Genomic DNA, 13,776 nt, shown 5'->3' on the forward strand with positions numbered 1-13,776 from the left:
ATCAATCCAGGCAGAAGGAGTCGTCTCCTATAGACACACGTAACCTATTCCGCTCCGCGCACAGGCTGAGCTCATCTCTTATCGTCATTTTCGAAAATCATGATCGACAGAAAATTAGGTCCACATGATGTCTAATTGGATACCTCCTACAACTTTCAAGATACCCCATTATAGCATGGTGATGTCGCGCTTGCACCTCTCTATTTCCATAAAAATTAGTTTAGTTCGTGAAAGCGGTGAAGTTGAAGCTCTCTGGTCCAACACGAATTGTACCAATTGCAGACGTCTGGATCCACACAGAGTAAGCCTGGTTCGCAATATTAGGCGCGTTGAAATCAGAGCCGGAGAACGAGACCAACTGTGGTCCGAGGACGCTGAGTGAAAGGTTTAACGCAGCGGAGAACACGTTGACATCTCCTGCTGTCAGACCTCTTGTAACAAAGACCGTAACCGTCGTCAGAAGCGGAATAAGCGGCAATTGAACCGCTGCAACGCCTGTAAATTCGACCCGTGTTTGTCCAGCTACACCTGCGGATAAATCGAGTGTTTGCTGAGCAATAAGGTTCGGCGTGTTAATAACCAAGATTGGAATCGCAATGGAGTTAGCATAACTCGCATTCTGTGATGTTTTCGAATCTAGCAAAATAGCAGCCATAATACATCACCTCCTTTATCTATTCATATGTAAAATAGCAAGAGCATGATTGGACAGGTGGTAGTGTGATCCAAATAATTCCATCGGACATAAAAAGCTCCCGTCTACTTGCTAGACAGGAGCTTTCATAATGCTTAGCTTTTGTTATTCCGCCAGTCCATCTTGCTGTTATTCAGCAGATACTCGAAGTCATTCTCTTGCCGTTTCTTCTCGGCCGCGCGTGCTTCTTCCTCCTGCTTGCGAAGATCTGCCTTACGCTTCTCTTCCGCATCCTTCATTTCCTGAGCAGCGCCTTTGAGCTTATCCAGCACTTCCGGTCGCAATAGATCCTTCAGTGTCGCAGGCTTATCCTCTGTGGATTGCCTCTGCTGCTGCTGCTGCGAATGAGAAGCGGGTCTAAACTTGTCTTTCTTAGCCATCGTGATCACCTACCTGCGATCATTATAGCAATTCAGACCACTGCGTTGCCAGTACCTATGCGAGAGCGGTGCGACTAGTAACGTTCTTCCAGCTTCATCGTCTTCCAGACTACCACGGACACGAGCCAGGCTATGACGAATAGGGCAACCAAGAAATAACCGAGATCTCCTAAATCAAGGCTGCTCACCCATTGCAGAAACGGAGCCTGCAGGTTCATACTCTCCGTCAAAATCTGCAGCAGCTCCACCATGCCGATCAACAGCGCGGATATGACAGATACACTTGTGACGGTTACGTTATAGAACATTTTGCGAAGCGGGGTATGGAATGCCCAGCGATACGCTTTGGTCATAAACATGCCATCCGCCGTATCCAGGAGACTCATGCCGGAAGCGAACAGCAGCGGTAGAGCAAGAATGCCTAAGATCGACACGGAGCTCTGCGCAGCACCTGCCGAAATCGCCATCAACCCTACCTCTGTTGCGGTGTCGAAGCCAAGTCCGAACAGAAATCCAAGCGGATACACATGCCAGCTGCGGTTAATCAGACGGAACAACGGTTTGAACAGCCTGGAGAATAACCCACGTGCTTCCAAGAGCTTTTCCAGTTCATTCTGATTGTGATTGCCGCTGCGCATACGACGAAACAGCTGAAACAAGTTAATGAGGATGAGTAAATTAATAATACCGATCAGAAGCAAGAAAATTCCCGAAACCGATGTGCCGATCAGCTTCCCTGTATGCTGCAAGAATGGCATTTCATTCTGAATCCACTTGACCGATAAGGCGATCGCAAGAACCATTAAGAAGACAACCGACGAATGACCTAACGAGAAATAAAAACCTACCCCCAGCGGATTACGTTTCTGTTGAACCAGCTTTCGTACCGTGTTATCGATAGCCGCAATATGATCCACGTCGAACGCGTGACGCATACCAAGCGTATACGCCAATAATCCGAGGCTCCAGAAGCCTGTATCCGCACGAACGGCCACCATTAACCCGATGAAACCCAAGACATGCAGAGCCAAGACGACGATTATGTAGCCTGCCCAAGTTTTACGCTGTTTCCAAAGTTCATGCATTCGTCTTCCCTCCACTTTCCCATGTCAGATAATCTAACAAGATTATGTGAATTCATTATAAAAGGAACGCGTTGGAAAAGCTATACAAAAAAACGAACAAAAGGAGTGCCCAAACTGTCGCCAGCCCGGATCGCACTCCAATTCGCGTCTTTCTTATTTATGCAGTTTCGCTCCATTTAGAAGTTGTCTGCGTGTCCATTCGTTGGTGACGACCGGGTCTTCGTCTGCTGCAAGACGATCGTATAACCGTTGTCTCAAATCTGCCACCACTTCTGCGTTCTCTGCTTCTCCAATTACATTGGCCAATTCTGCAGGGTCAGACCGCAAATCATAGAGCTCATCCGTATCGGTTAAATTCCAAACGTATTTCCAAGCCCGAGTTCGAATCATACGCTGCGTATACAGTCCAAATTGCTGACCGTTGTAGGAAGCCACTATTTCATCCCGTTCATCGAAGTCTTTCGTTGGTGCGCTGTCATTCAACAGAGGTATGAGGGATTGACCATGAAACTTTATAGGCGGTTCATCGGCAACGCCGGCAAGCTCCAATACGGTCGGACCCAAATCGAGTAAGTTATAGACGAAATCTTCGCTTACCGCACCGAATTGCAAGTGACCCGGCCAAGAAATCATCAGCGGTACACGCACCACATCATCGTAGAGGATGTAATGCTTATCCATCATCCGATGTGAACCGCACATATCGCCATGATCAGCAGTGAAAATAACGACGGTATTCTCGGCAGCTCCCTTCTGCTCAAGTGCAACAAGTATCCGGCCAATAGCCTCGTCCAGCTGGCTTATGATCCCGTAATAACGGGCAACTACCTGCGCCCAATCGGCCCACGTATAGTTCTCCACTCCCCAGCTTACCAGCTGTTGCTGCTGGATATAGGGTTTCCCCTCGAACGTTTCACGAAATCCGTGCCATTCCGGTATCAATTCCGGATCATACATGTCAGCAAACTTGCCAGCTGGGCGGCATGGCAGATGCGGCTCAGCGAAATGAACGGCCACATGCCAAGGCTCTTCTCCGGTGTTCAGTTGATCGATCGCTTCAATGGCTCGATCCGCGAACCAATGCGTCTCCGAATCCTCAAGTGGAATCGGATTGGTCTCTCCGAAATAGCCGTTCGCGTAGGTTAGATCAGGGTAGCGATTCTTCCGAAACTCTCTGTAATTGTTTTCACTCACGTAGGAGTCATACCCAAATGCTGTAGGGTCTTCGCTTGGATTAACGCCCCATTTACCCATAAAAGCTGATCGATAACCCTTCTGCGCAAGAGCCGCGCTCCAAGTATACTGCTCCGGCTGCAAGCTGCCAACCGGCAGAAACGCATGATAATTCCACAGAGCGCCGATCGTTTCGGCCCTTCTGCCATGAAGCATCGACTGCCTGGCAGGACTGCATACCGGAATGTGCGAGTAGGCATGGTGAAACACGGTGCTTTGCGCCGCAAGGCGATCCAGGTTTGGCGTTTGGACGGGATAGACGCGGCTGTAGCCGACACAATCATAACGCAATTGGTCGGCTGTTATTAACAATATATTAGGAGGGCGCTGTACCATTACGGTTGTTGTCTCCTCTCGGTTTAGCCGCTTACACGATATTGGCTCGGTGAGCAGCCTACATGTCTAAGGAACAATCGATTGAAGAAGGATTGATCTTCATAGCCGACCATCGTCGCGATGACAATCACCTTCTCATCGGATTCCATTAGCAGATGTTTAGCCCGTTCAATCCGCACCTCATGGAGTGCTTCGAATACGCTCCGATTGTATTCTTCCTGCATCAACCGATTAAGCTGTCTAATGCTGGAGCTAAACAAGTAGGACAAAGATTGAAGTGTAATCTTCTTCTCATAATTGCGTTCCAGATAACCATAAATGCGTTTCGCCGTCATTTCACGCTCCATCTGGCGCGGCGAAGGATGGGCGCGTTGCTGCTGCATCAACGTATAATAGCGAGACAGCAAGACAAGCAGCTCAATAAGCTGGAGCCGAATTAGCGTCGTGTGACCGATTGACCGTCCATTCATCTCGCGCAGCATATTTTCGAGCAACATCAGTACATGAGCGGCATCCTGCCCATGCAAATTCAGGCGGTGATTGAACCGGACATCCTGCTTCAGGAAGGGATGCACGTAGAAATAATCCATGGATCCGGTGATCTCCAGCTCGGCAAGCAGGGCATCCGGGATGAAGGAAGGCATAAACAAACAGTTGATAATTTCCATCTGCTCGCCTCTCTCCACTTCGTAGGCATGGGTTTCGCCGGGATTGATAATGAACACGTCGCCTGCGTGAACGGCATAATGAGTGCCTTCGAAGACATGCATCCCTTTCCCCCGAACGACATACACAAGCTCAACGAATTCATGCCCGTGCTCGCGAATCGAGCCTTGAACCGTGCGTGTAATCCAGAAAGGAAATTCGACTTTCATAAATCCGGTGCTGCTTAAGATATCCTTCATACACGCCCTCCTTCACCAACCATTCTGACTTGCGCGTCTGGCTATTTACTGTGTGAATGTTTACTGGCTGCTTCATCAAACTTCGTACGATCCGGATTGCTCTTCCATTCATCCCACGTCATACCCGCTCCCGCCAAGATCTGTTCGATCCGTCTGCGGAAAGGCAGGCCTTTCTCCTCAAGCTGCACAACCATCGGATCCGGTCGTCCGTTCAGCTTCTGCCGAACCCATTCTTCCAGCTCATGCTCGAACGCTTCAGCAAGCGCGGACTCCGTAGCTGCCAGATTCACTTTCTCCTCAGGATCAACGGATAAATCATATAATTCGCGCGGCGGCCTAGTGAAAGGTCCGGCATCATAGGTACGGATAAACTTGTAACGATCCGTCCTAATTCCTCTTGCTGCTTGCCACGCACATTCGCTCAAGTAGACCGTATCATGTGTCCCTTCTGATTGACCGGCAATCGTTGGCCATAAGCTCTTGCCGTCAAGTCCTGCCGGTTCCTTCAGCTTGGATAAATCGATTCCATCCGGCGCTTCCTTGCGAATCGCTTCAAGCAAAGTAGGAAGCAGGTCAACTTGCTGCACAAGTCCTGACGCGCGTCTTCCTTCCGACATACGCCCCGGCCATCTCATAATGATAGGTACATGAACGGTTGGCTCGTATAAGCCGCAATGATCCCAATAAATGTCGTGCTCAGTCAAACTCTCGCCATGATCGCCGAATAAGACGAGCAGCGTATCTTCTTGAATACCTAGCTTCGCCAAATGATCGTCCAGTTCCTTCAAGCGATCGTCCAAGTAGCGGATTTCCGCGTCATAGAGCGCATCATAATAATCGGTGTCCGTCACTTGGCCGACAAGATCATAATGATGGTGTTTGAAGAACGGATAGGCCGAGTGATTATAAGCGGGCTCCATGCTTTTATTTCGTGGATCAAACGGATCCTTCGCCGAATCATAGAACTCCGGAATGTATGACTCAGGCGGCAAGTATGGCGTATGCGCATCCCAATAATGCAGAAACAAGAAGAAAGATTCATCCTTATGCTGATCGATCCAAGGCAGAGCCAGCTTGTTCACTGTGCTGCCATCGATCCAGCGGTTGCCGCCTACGCTGTTGATGTAGTAGTTATAGCCGCGGGCGAACCATTCCTTCAACTGATACATATTATCGACAGCCGCCGTAGTAAACCCGGCTGAGCGCAGCAAATTTGGCAGCCACTCGACCGATTTCGGGAGCTGCGTCAATTCAGAGCCATGGGAGACGGCGCCGGTAGTGAGACCGATTTTGCCGGTAAAGACGCCCGTATGGGCTACCTCTGTCGGAATATCGGCTGCGTAAGCCTGTTCGAAGAGTACGCCGTCACGCGCGATTTGATCCAAATGGGGACTTGTTCGCTTCGCATAGCCATAGCTGCTTAAACGGGATGCCCGAAGCGTATCCAGCGAGATTAGAATGATTTTCATAGCCCACTTAGTCCTTTCTGGTTGTCATTGTATAACGTCGACGTATTCAAATCGATCCAGGCCAGAACCTGATCCACATTCTGCTCAGGCGTCGAAGTGGAGGTGCACAGCGTAATAGCGGGATTCTCCGGTTCCTCATAAGGATCGGATACGCCGGTGAAACGTGTAATCTCCCCGGATCTCGCCTTCGCGTACAACCCTTTCACATCGCGCATTTCGCACACATGGAGCGGGCATTTCACGTAAATTTCCACAAACGATGGCATTTGCTCTTTCGCGTAATCTCGCATTGCTTTGTAAGGGCTGATGGCTGAGACCAGCACATCAACCCCGTTGCGGGAGAGCAAATTGGCGATGTAGGAGATTCTTCGAATGTTCTCGAACCGATCCTCCATACTAAAGCCCAGCCCTTTGCATATTGTAGCTCGCAGCTCATCGCCATCCAGCAGCTCTACGCGTCTTCCGCGCTCTAGGAGCTTCTTCTCTACGGCTTTGGCTGTCGTTGTTTTGCCTGCTCCGGATAGTCCGGTAAACCAAAGTACCGAGCCATAACCGTCGTTCTTCATGCGTGTTTCCCTCCGTATCTCCTGCAGCATCCTTTAAGTAAGGACTGTAACCGGAGCTCCTCCAAGCTGATGCGACTTAATGGCCGCTTCAATGACTTCTTGGGCTGCAAGCGCGTCTGCTCCTGATGCCGTTATCTGTTCAGGCGTAACGCCTGATTTCAATTCTTCAATATAACAATTGATGCGTTGTTCAAACGTATCGTCGAAGCCTTTCATTCCTCCGAACAGTGGGTTTCGAACGACCGTCAGCTCATCGGATTCATGCGGATAATACGTCATACTTTCATATACGTTATCTACGACAATCCGGCCTTCATTCCCTGCTACTTCGCAATATTCGATCGGGTGCCGCATCGACATATCGTAGCTGCCGGTCAAATGGCCTACCGCACCGGATTCGAATTCCATATTGATCGATACGGTTGACCACGAATCGCGGTTGGGAGCTTTGGTCATAAAGGATTGCACCCGCTTGATATCCCCAGCAAAATAACGCATAACATCGATGGAATGCGGATGCAGCGCACGCATATGCAGCCATTCCGTATCCTCCTGCGGATTGCGGATCGTAAGGCGCATATTCAGGAAAAGCAAGGAGCCGAGCTTGCCGGAAGTGACAAGCTCCTTGGCTTTATAGGCGGCAGGCGTGAACCGATGATTCAGGTTGCAAGCAAGCCGAACGCCTTGCTCTCTTGCTGCTGCCACCATCGCACGAGCCTCTTCGATGTTGTTCGAAATCGGCTTCTCGACGAAAACACTCTTGCCGGCCTCGATCGCAATCATCGTCGGAGCAAAGTGATGGCTGCCCTTCTCGACGCCGGCTGTTGCCACAACGACAACATCGACGTCTTCCTTCAGAAGAAGCTCACGCAAATCCGTATAGAACGGAACGCCATGCAGCTTACCCGCTGCTTCTGCACGTTCTTGCATGAGATCGCATACCGCTGTCAGCTCTGTATCCTTGTGTTGCTTGTAAGCATGACAGTGGATTTTGCCAATATGGTTAACGCCTACGACAGCTACCTTAATCATTGCTCTCTACCGTCTCTTTGGCTTCTTCTTGTTCCTTCTCCTTCTGCTGCAGCTTGCGTGCATTGTTGATCGACCCGATATAAAGCGAGTCATACGCTTCCTGCGAGGAGGTGAAAATTTTGTTCTGACCATGCCAGTTGGTGTTCGTGTAGATCGGATTAGTCCGGTTTACTTCTTCTTCGCGCTTAGCGATGTATTCGTTCATCCGCTGCTGAAGGAAAGCTACGACTTCCGGCTCTTGATCGGCTACGTTCACATTCTCTTGCGGATCGCGAATCAGATTGTACAGTTCGATCTCCGGTTTATGATGGAAATCGGGTTCCAGCGAGCAGATCAGCTTCCACTCCGGCGTGCGCCAGCCGTGTTTGCGCATCCAGGTGCACTCCGTAATATAGAGCTCGCTTTTCTCCAGGCTGCTATCGGCTTCGCCTTTGATGAAGGCATTTAGGCTGCGCCCGTCATAGGAGGTGCCGGAGTCGATTTGAAGCAGGTCCAGAACCGTTGGCATAATGTCTGAAATGACGCTGACGCTCGATACTCGCTTGCCGGCTGGCACCCGTCCAGGGAACTTGATAATAAGCGGTACGACGAGCGTACAGTCATAGAGACCGTGATGGTCAAAATAACAATCATGCTCATACAGCGTTTCGCCATGATCGGACGTAATGACGATTAGCGTATCTTCCTCAATACCCATATCGGCAAGTTTCGTGAATAACGTTTGGATCGCAATGTCCATATACGCAATAGAACCATCGTACTGAGCGGTTACATACTCATGGTCGGTTACGTCTTCCCCGATCCACGATTTCAAATAATCGCCGAACGGCTTGAAATCATATACCGGCTCCATCGACGTATTCGACGGATCCTTCTCGTCTTTGCCATAGAACATCCGCTCGAACGGCTGCGGAGGCAAATACGGCGAATGGGGATCCATATGACGCAGGAACAGGAAGAACGGTTTATCCTCTGCCGCGAGGCGTTCCAGTTCCGGAATCGCAACATCGTTCAGGTTCTCCGCTTTCGGAGCGCGACCGCTCTCTTCATTCGGAAGCCAAGACTCGTAGTTCAGGTAGTTCTGGAAGCCGCGTGCCGATGGATTGCCCGTAAATCCGATACAAGTCGTGTTGTACCCATTCGCCTCCAGCACTTCTGCGAGCGTGTCCACATGTCCGCCAAGCGGGCCTTCATGTCGGAGCGCGACAACGTCTGTGCCGAACACGTCCATTCCCGTAAGCATGGAAGCATAGGCAGGCGTAGTCGGAATGCTCGGGCTAAAATGCTGCTCGAACGTTACACCTTGTGAAGCAAGTTTATCAATATATGGCGTCGTTAGACGCGAATAACCATAGCCGCTCATATGGTCGCGGCGCAAGCTGTCGATGCCGAAGAATAGAATATTAGGTTTTTTTGCGGACATGGCAGTAGCCTCCTAAGCGTAATTGTTTGATCCGACGAGGAATGAAATGATTAACGAGCGTCTAATTTCTTGAAGATCGCATTCAGATAACCATAAGACTCCGCCGCAACAGCGGTCACTTGCTCAATCGTATGCGTTGGCTGCGCGCCGATAACTTCAAGCACAACCGGACCATCATAAGCTCCCGCTACAAGTGCTTCGCAATAGCCGAACAGATCGATCTCCCCACGGCCGCACGCTTGCAGCTCGATGGAACCCGGGCCTTGCTCGCGGCCTTTGCAGTCGCGGATATGGATATGCTTCACGCGGCTGATCACGGCAGGCAGCGCTTCTTCTGCGTTCTCGCCGGAGCGATGAATATGGCTTGGGTCCATATCGATACCGAAGGATGACGATGCGATTTGCTCCATTGCCGCGAGTGTAGTCGGCGTGTTGTAGATGGAGCTGCCGACATGTGCCTTCACGCAAAGTGTAACGCCGTAGGTGCCAGCAATCTCTGACAAGCGGCTCAGCGTTGCGATCGATGCCGCCAAGTCCTCATCCACGCCGGATTTGCCGCCAGGGCCGACATTAATAATCGGAATTCCGATGGCTTGTGCCGCTTCGAACGCAAGCAACAGACGTTCTTCGTTCAGCGATGCGACTTCCATCGAGAGAAACTTCAAGCCGTTCTCTTGGACAATCGCCTGCAGCTCATCCTTCTGCTCCTGCCAGCGGCTGAGGTCCAGATGCTCGCACATGCCTTGAATCGCCGAAATTTCCACGCCGTCATACCCGCATTGTGCAATTAATTTAGCTGCTTGAGCGAAATCATAGGATTTGAATAATACCGAGTTCACGCCAATTTGAATCATTTGTTATATCCTCCTCAAGTTTCTGATTAATGTTAGTTTCTATTTCAAGAACAACGGATCGCCATGAAGCGGCGGCAGCGGATTCGGTCTAACCATTTCTCCGCCACGCTCGAACGACTCGATAACCGCGAAAGTATATTCCAATACAGCAAGCGCATCGCGGCCATTGGCACGCAGCTCCTCGAACGGAACCTTATTCGATACATCCTCCAAGAATGCGTGCAGCCTGTGATTAAACGTCGTATTAAAGTCGTTGGTGCCATAGTCCGTCACTTCAGGCTCAGGCTGTACGCTGATTGCAGGAATGCCCTTCTCTGCTTTCCAGTACGAGATTTTCTCCACGCAGTTCTCGATGCAGAAAGTCCCTTTCGTTCCGGCCATCTCCAGACTCCACCAGCCGCCAAGACCGTAGACTGCATCGCCGCGCTGGCTAAGCAAGTAACCAACGCCGCCATTGGCGAATTTCAGATGGATGCTGTTGATCGATGCCATCACATCGCCTGCGCTTCTGCGGAAGCCAGGACGATCCGAGAACGTCTGAATATGTGTGATATCACCACAGAAATGTCTCATTACACTAAGTGGGTGCGTAAGAAACGCCTTCATGTGGAAATAAGGATGACCTTTCACTTTGCCCGATCCGGCTGGACCATAATTGGCTTCTCCGCCGTTAAAGCCCATCTTCGCCAAGCAGTACACCAGCTCGCCGATTTCGCCATTCTCGATGTATTGCTTGCCTTTGGCAGCCGGTTCGGTGAAATAATGGTTCAGGTTACAGCCGAGGTAGACCTTCTGTTTCTCTGCATAAGCAACCAGCTCGCGCGCTTCGCGAATATCATGGCAAAGCGGCTTCTCGACCAGGACATGCTTCCCGTAGCTGATGGCCTCCATCGCAGGCTCGAAATGCCAGCTTCCGTTGTCGATTCCACCCGTCGTGACGTCGATGACTTCGATGTCCGGCTCGTTCTCAATCATGTCTTTCAAGCTGTAGTAAGCTTTCACGCCATACTTCTCCGCTGCGGCGTCCGCACGTTCCTTGACGATATCGCAGACAGCAACGAGATCAGCGAGCTCATCTTCTTTGTGACACACTGCATGTAAATTGCCGATTCCGTTCATACCTACGATTCCGATTTTCACTGCCATGATTGAGTCCTCCTGAAATGGTTTTATAGTAATTGGATTGTCTATTAAACGTTCTCGATCTTCGGATCACTGAGCAATACACGCCGTCCTTCGCCGCTGGAAACGTACGAAGCAAGAACCATTCTTAGCGATGTGCGTCCTTCCTCAGCGGTAGCAATCGGCTCACGCTCACCGCGAAGGAATTCAGCCAGCGGCTTCGCAAGTCCGCGGATACGGACGCCATGATTCGCCGGTGTTGCGATGTCGCTAGGGGTCCAAGCACCTGTTGCTGTCGTATATTTCATGAGCCCTGCGCCATCGTCAGGACGAGGCACATTGCAGCTTGTGGCGTCCCCGTAGTTCTGAACAATCGTGCCAAGCTCGCCGATAATTTCAGTCGTATTCTGACCTGAAGTACATGTGAAGGAACAGCTTACCTCAGCCATGGGACCGTCAGCATAACGATACACGGCAATTCCGTTATCCATCGGGATGCGCGGGTTATACATGGAACTGATCTCGGCCGTGACACTTTCCGGCGCCCCAAGCAGCCAGTGAATAAAATCAGTCGGATGCGCGGAATCGTCCGCCCAAATATCGCGGTTCGCTGCCGGATCGACATGCCAGCTGTTGGCAAAATCAGCATTCAAGCCTACCGGTAGTCCATGTCTGCGCCTAACCATAAAGATTTGACCGAGCTCTCCGCTCTCGATCCACTGCTTCATCTGGATGTTCTGGGGGTCCGTTCTCATCTGCCAAGCGAGCGTGAATGGTACTTGATGCTTCTGCACGGCTTCTACAATTCGATCTGCTTCCGCCATTGTGAGTGCCATCGGCTTCTGCAAGATAATCGCTTTGCCGTAGCTGGCTGCGAGCTCTGCCAATTCAGCATGTCGCGATGTTTCGGAAGCAATCACTACCGCCTGAATATCGCTTCGTTCGACTACATTGACCGCATCCGCATACCCTTGAAGGTCATACGTCTTGCAGGCCGTCTCCAATCGCTGTGCATCATGATCCCAGGCGGCAAGCACCTTCACGCTGTAATCAGCCGTTCTCCATTCGTCACAATAAGCATTGACATGTCCGTGGGCAAATCCGAGGATTCCAACTCCAATCATTGGGTTCATATCTCTCCTTCACTTGTTTACTGACCATGAAAACGATTACTTCCCTCATCATAATCAACCTAAAGCATGGAATCATGGTCGATCTGGACAATAACTGTTGCGATCAGGACATAAGTGATAGCCATTTGGATGAAGAATCGCTGACACGCGGTTTGGGCAACCTATGAGCGCCTCCCTCAAGGCAACTACATATCGTCGAGGAGGATGAGCATTGTCCAGAAATAAGAACAAAACACTGCAAGACAAAATGAACGCCTTGCAGGCGGATTCCCGTCAAGCCGAGAATAATGTAGCCGGTTCTACGGATCGTAACCGCAATCAGAAGGGAAATGTACCGAACAGCCCTTCGACGGGTTAAGGTACGAAGGCAAACAAAAAACAGCGGAGCTGCAAGCACACTTGCAATCCGCTGTTTTTTATTCGCAAGCATCGAATTTGTTAACGATTATTCAGGACGTATCCCTGACCTTCGCATCTTCAACCACGTTAATAACAGGAGCACAATGGGAACGAACACAACCGGTAGAATAATAGTGAATGGCAGTATATTGATATCATATGCAATTAAATCGGTTGGCAATAGAAAGCTTTTTATCGCAATAGCGAACAATAAGGTTCCCACCGGCACAATGAATGCCTTCGTATTCTTGAGCCCGACAACTTTGCCTAATATGTTCACAAACACATACTGAACAATGATGATCTCAAATAACGTAAAGATCGTCCAAATCCCGATAATCAGAATCTCGATCCGTTCTAAGTACTCGCCGAATTTAACCAACTGAATTGCCGAGAAGAAGGGGAATGATGCCGTCTGGAACATATTTACGCCTAAACAGCCGAATGCAATATACGTCGCAGTCAATAGATATAGGCAAGAGAAGGAGACGCCTACGCTGCAGCTTAACAATACTTTCCTAGGATTATTCACATCCGAATAAAGAAAGGCCATCACGCCTGATTTTCCAAAAGGAAATCCGAAGGAGACCATCGTGCCGTAGACATACATAGGTAGAGGATGTTGAAATTGAGGAAGAAAAGGATTGTATTCCACATCCCGATAAATAAATATGCAGATCACCACCATGGAGACAATAAAGAACGGAAGAATGACAAGAACGCTCCGAACGATCGTTCCAATACCGAGAGAAACGGCATATATCGTCACGGTTATCACAATGAGCATAATTAAATTCGGTGAGGTATTGGGCAGGATTGCACTTGTATAAAACAGCGCTATGGATCGAACCGACAACACACCAAGCCCAATCAAGTCCACCATGAAAATCGTCAGAATCAGCTTCCCTATCCACTTCCCTAATAGGATGATGATAATATCGCTCATGTTGAGCTTAGGAAATTGTTTCTGAATATAGGAAGTCATGACTAACGTAAGGATAACTGCAATCGTTGCTAACATATTCGAGATCCATACATCCTGAGTAAGACATTTGGCTTCGAGCAAATATAAAGTCGAGAATCCCGACATAAACGCAAAACAAAGGCAGCCCAGCTGGAAACTCGATATTTTCTCCTGTTTCACG

14 protein-coding genes are annotated in these 13,776 nt (G+C 49.8%); 1 reads left to right on the plus strand and 13 read right to left on the minus strand.

Annotated elements, in window-relative coordinates:
* Positions 1-220: 220 nt before the first annotated feature.
* The 12 genes from AC0YN4_RS04000 to AC0YN4_RS04055 all read right to left on the minus strand — a co-directional run bounded on the left by AC0YN4_RS04000 (position 221) and on the right by AC0YN4_RS04055 (position 12,223).
* The gene (locus AC0YN4_RS04000) at positions 221-655 is read right to left on the minus strand and encodes a hypothetical protein (RefSeq protein ID WP_475779951.1); all 435 of its coding nucleotides are present in this window, start codon (positions 653-655) and stop codon (positions 221-223) included.
* 134 nt (positions 656-789) lie between these two features.
* Positions 790-1,074: a YqkE family protein gene (locus tag AC0YN4_RS04005; RefSeq protein WP_475835212.1), complete on the minus strand. Its 285-nt coding sequence runs from the start codon at positions 1,072-1,074 to the stop codon at positions 790-792.
* Positions 1,075-1,148: 74 nt separating this feature from the next.
* Positions 1,149-2,159 carry a HoxN/HupN/NixA family nickel/cobalt transporter gene (locus tag AC0YN4_RS04010; RefSeq protein WP_475835213.1) on the minus strand — a complete coding sequence of 337 codons (1,011 nt, stop codon included), beginning with the start codon at positions 2,157-2,159 and terminating at the stop codon, positions 1,149-1,151.
* A gap of 153 nt (positions 2,160-2,312) precedes the next feature.
* On the minus strand, positions 2,313-3,728 hold the full coding sequence (locus AC0YN4_RS04015) for a sulfatase family protein (RefSeq protein ID WP_475835214.1): 1,416 nt from the start codon (positions 3,726-3,728) through the stop codon (positions 2,313-2,315).
* 23 nt (positions 3,729-3,751) lie between these two features.
* Entirely contained in the window at positions 3,752-4,633 is an 882-nt protein-coding gene (locus tag AC0YN4_RS04020) for an AraC family transcriptional regulator (RefSeq protein ID WP_475779947.1), read from the minus strand.
* A 41-nt stretch (positions 4,634-4,674) separates the two neighbouring features.
* Positions 4,675-6,102 carry a sulfatase family protein gene (locus AC0YN4_RS04025; protein ID WP_475779946.1) on the minus strand — a complete coding sequence of 476 codons (1,428 nt, stop codon included), beginning with the start codon at positions 6,100-6,102 and terminating at the stop codon, positions 4,675-4,677.
* Positions 6,099-6,698, minus strand: a complete 600-nt coding sequence (cysC, locus tag AC0YN4_RS04030; RefSeq protein WP_475779945.1) for an adenylyl-sulfate kinase — start codon at positions 6,696-6,698, stop codon at positions 6,099-6,101. The genes AC0YN4_RS04025 and cysC overlap by 4 nt, the downstream gene beginning before the upstream one ends.
* 3 nt (positions 6,699-6,701) lie before the next feature.
* Entirely contained in the window at positions 6,702-7,700 is a 999-nt protein-coding gene (locus AC0YN4_RS04035; protein WP_475779944.1) for a Gfo/Idh/MocA family protein, read from the minus strand.
* Positions 7,693-9,123 (minus strand): sulfatase family protein, encoded by a 1,431-nt coding sequence (locus AC0YN4_RS04040; RefSeq protein WP_475779943.1) that lies wholly within the window; start codon positions 9,121-9,123, stop codon positions 7,693-7,695. Before AC0YN4_RS04040 ends, AC0YN4_RS04035 begins: the two co-directional genes overlap by 8 nt.
* 50 nt (positions 9,124-9,173) lie before the next feature.
* A complete protein-coding gene (locus AC0YN4_RS04045; RefSeq protein ID WP_475779942.1) occupies positions 9,174-9,977 on the minus strand; it encodes a sugar phosphate isomerase/epimerase family protein in 804 nt (267 codons plus the stop codon).
* Between the two features lie 39 nt (positions 9,978-10,016).
* The gene (locus AC0YN4_RS04050) at positions 10,017-11,123 is read right to left on the minus strand and encodes a Gfo/Idh/MocA family protein (RefSeq protein ID WP_475779941.1); all 1,107 of its coding nucleotides are present in this window, start codon (positions 11,121-11,123) and stop codon (positions 10,017-10,019) included.
* Between the two features lie 44 nt (positions 11,124-11,167).
* On the minus strand, positions 11,168-12,223 hold the full coding sequence (locus AC0YN4_RS04055; RefSeq protein WP_475835215.1) for a Gfo/Idh/MocA family protein: 1,056 nt from the start codon (positions 12,221-12,223) through the stop codon (positions 11,168-11,170).
* Positions 12,224-12,443: 220 nt separating this feature from the next.
* On the opposite strand from AC0YN4_RS04055, the gene AC0YN4_RS04060 reads away from it, so the two are divergent.
* Positions 12,444-12,590 carry a hypothetical protein gene (locus AC0YN4_RS04060; RefSeq protein WP_177186438.1) on the plus strand — a complete coding sequence of 49 codons (147 nt, stop codon included), beginning with the start codon at positions 12,444-12,446 and terminating at the stop codon, positions 12,588-12,590.
* Between the two features lie 87 nt (positions 12,591-12,677).
* Here AC0YN4_RS04060 and AC0YN4_RS04065 read toward each other — a convergent pair whose 3' ends face one another.
* A complete protein-coding gene (locus tag AC0YN4_RS04065) occupies positions 12,678-13,775 on the minus strand; it encodes a GerAB/ArcD/ProY family transporter (RefSeq protein ID WP_475779939.1) in 1,098 nt (365 codons plus the stop codon).
* Position 13,776 lies beyond the last annotated feature (1 nt).

The organism is Paenibacillus sp. J22R3 (assembly GCF_056269305.1).

Excerpts from the sequence above, each read along its gene's own strand:
- AC0YN4_RS04025 (WP_475779946.1), bottom strand. The coding sequence starts at position 6,102 with ATGAAAATCATTCTAATCTCGCTGGATACGCTTCGGGCATCCCGTTTA.
- AC0YN4_RS04020 (WP_475779947.1), bottom strand. The coding sequence starts at position 4,633 with ATGAAGGATATCTTAAGCAGCACCGGATTTATGAAAGTCGAATTTCCT.
- AC0YN4_RS04005 (WP_475835212.1), bottom strand. The coding sequence starts at position 1,074 with ATGGCTAAGAAAGACAAGTTTAGACCCGCTTCTCATTCGCAGCAGCAG.
- AC0YN4_RS04035 (WP_475779944.1), bottom strand. The coding sequence starts at position 7,700 with ATGATTAAGGTAGCTGTCGTAGGCGTTAACCATATTGGCAAAATCCAC.
- AC0YN4_RS04000 (WP_475779951.1), bottom strand. The coding sequence starts at position 655 with ATGGCTGCTATTTTGCTAGATTCGAAAACATCACAGAATGCGAGTTAT.
- AC0YN4_RS04040 (WP_475779943.1), bottom strand. The coding sequence starts at position 9,123 with ATGTCCGCAAAAAAACCTAATATTCTATTCTTCGGCATCGACAGCTTG.
- AC0YN4_RS04015 (WP_475835214.1), bottom strand. The coding sequence starts at position 3,728 with ATGGTACAGCGCCCTCCTAATATATTGTTAATAACAGCCGACCAATTG.
- cysC (WP_475779945.1), bottom strand. The coding sequence starts at position 6,698 with ATGCTGCAGGAGATACGGAGGGAAACACGCATGAAGAACGACGGTTAT.
- AC0YN4_RS04045 (WP_475779942.1), bottom strand. The coding sequence starts at position 9,977 with ATGATTCAAATTGGCGTGAACTCGGTATTATTCAAATCCTATGATTTC.
- AC0YN4_RS04010 (WP_475835213.1), bottom strand. The coding sequence starts at position 2,159 with ATGCATGAACTTTGGAAACAGCGTAAAACTTGGGCAGGCTACATAATC.
- AC0YN4_RS04050 (WP_475779941.1), bottom strand. The coding sequence starts at position 11,123 with ATGGCAGTGAAAATCGGAATCGTAGGTATGAACGGAATCGGCAATTTA.
- AC0YN4_RS04055 (WP_475835215.1), bottom strand. The coding sequence starts at position 12,223 with ATGATTGGAGTTGGAATCCTCGGATTTGCCCACGGACATGTCAATGCT.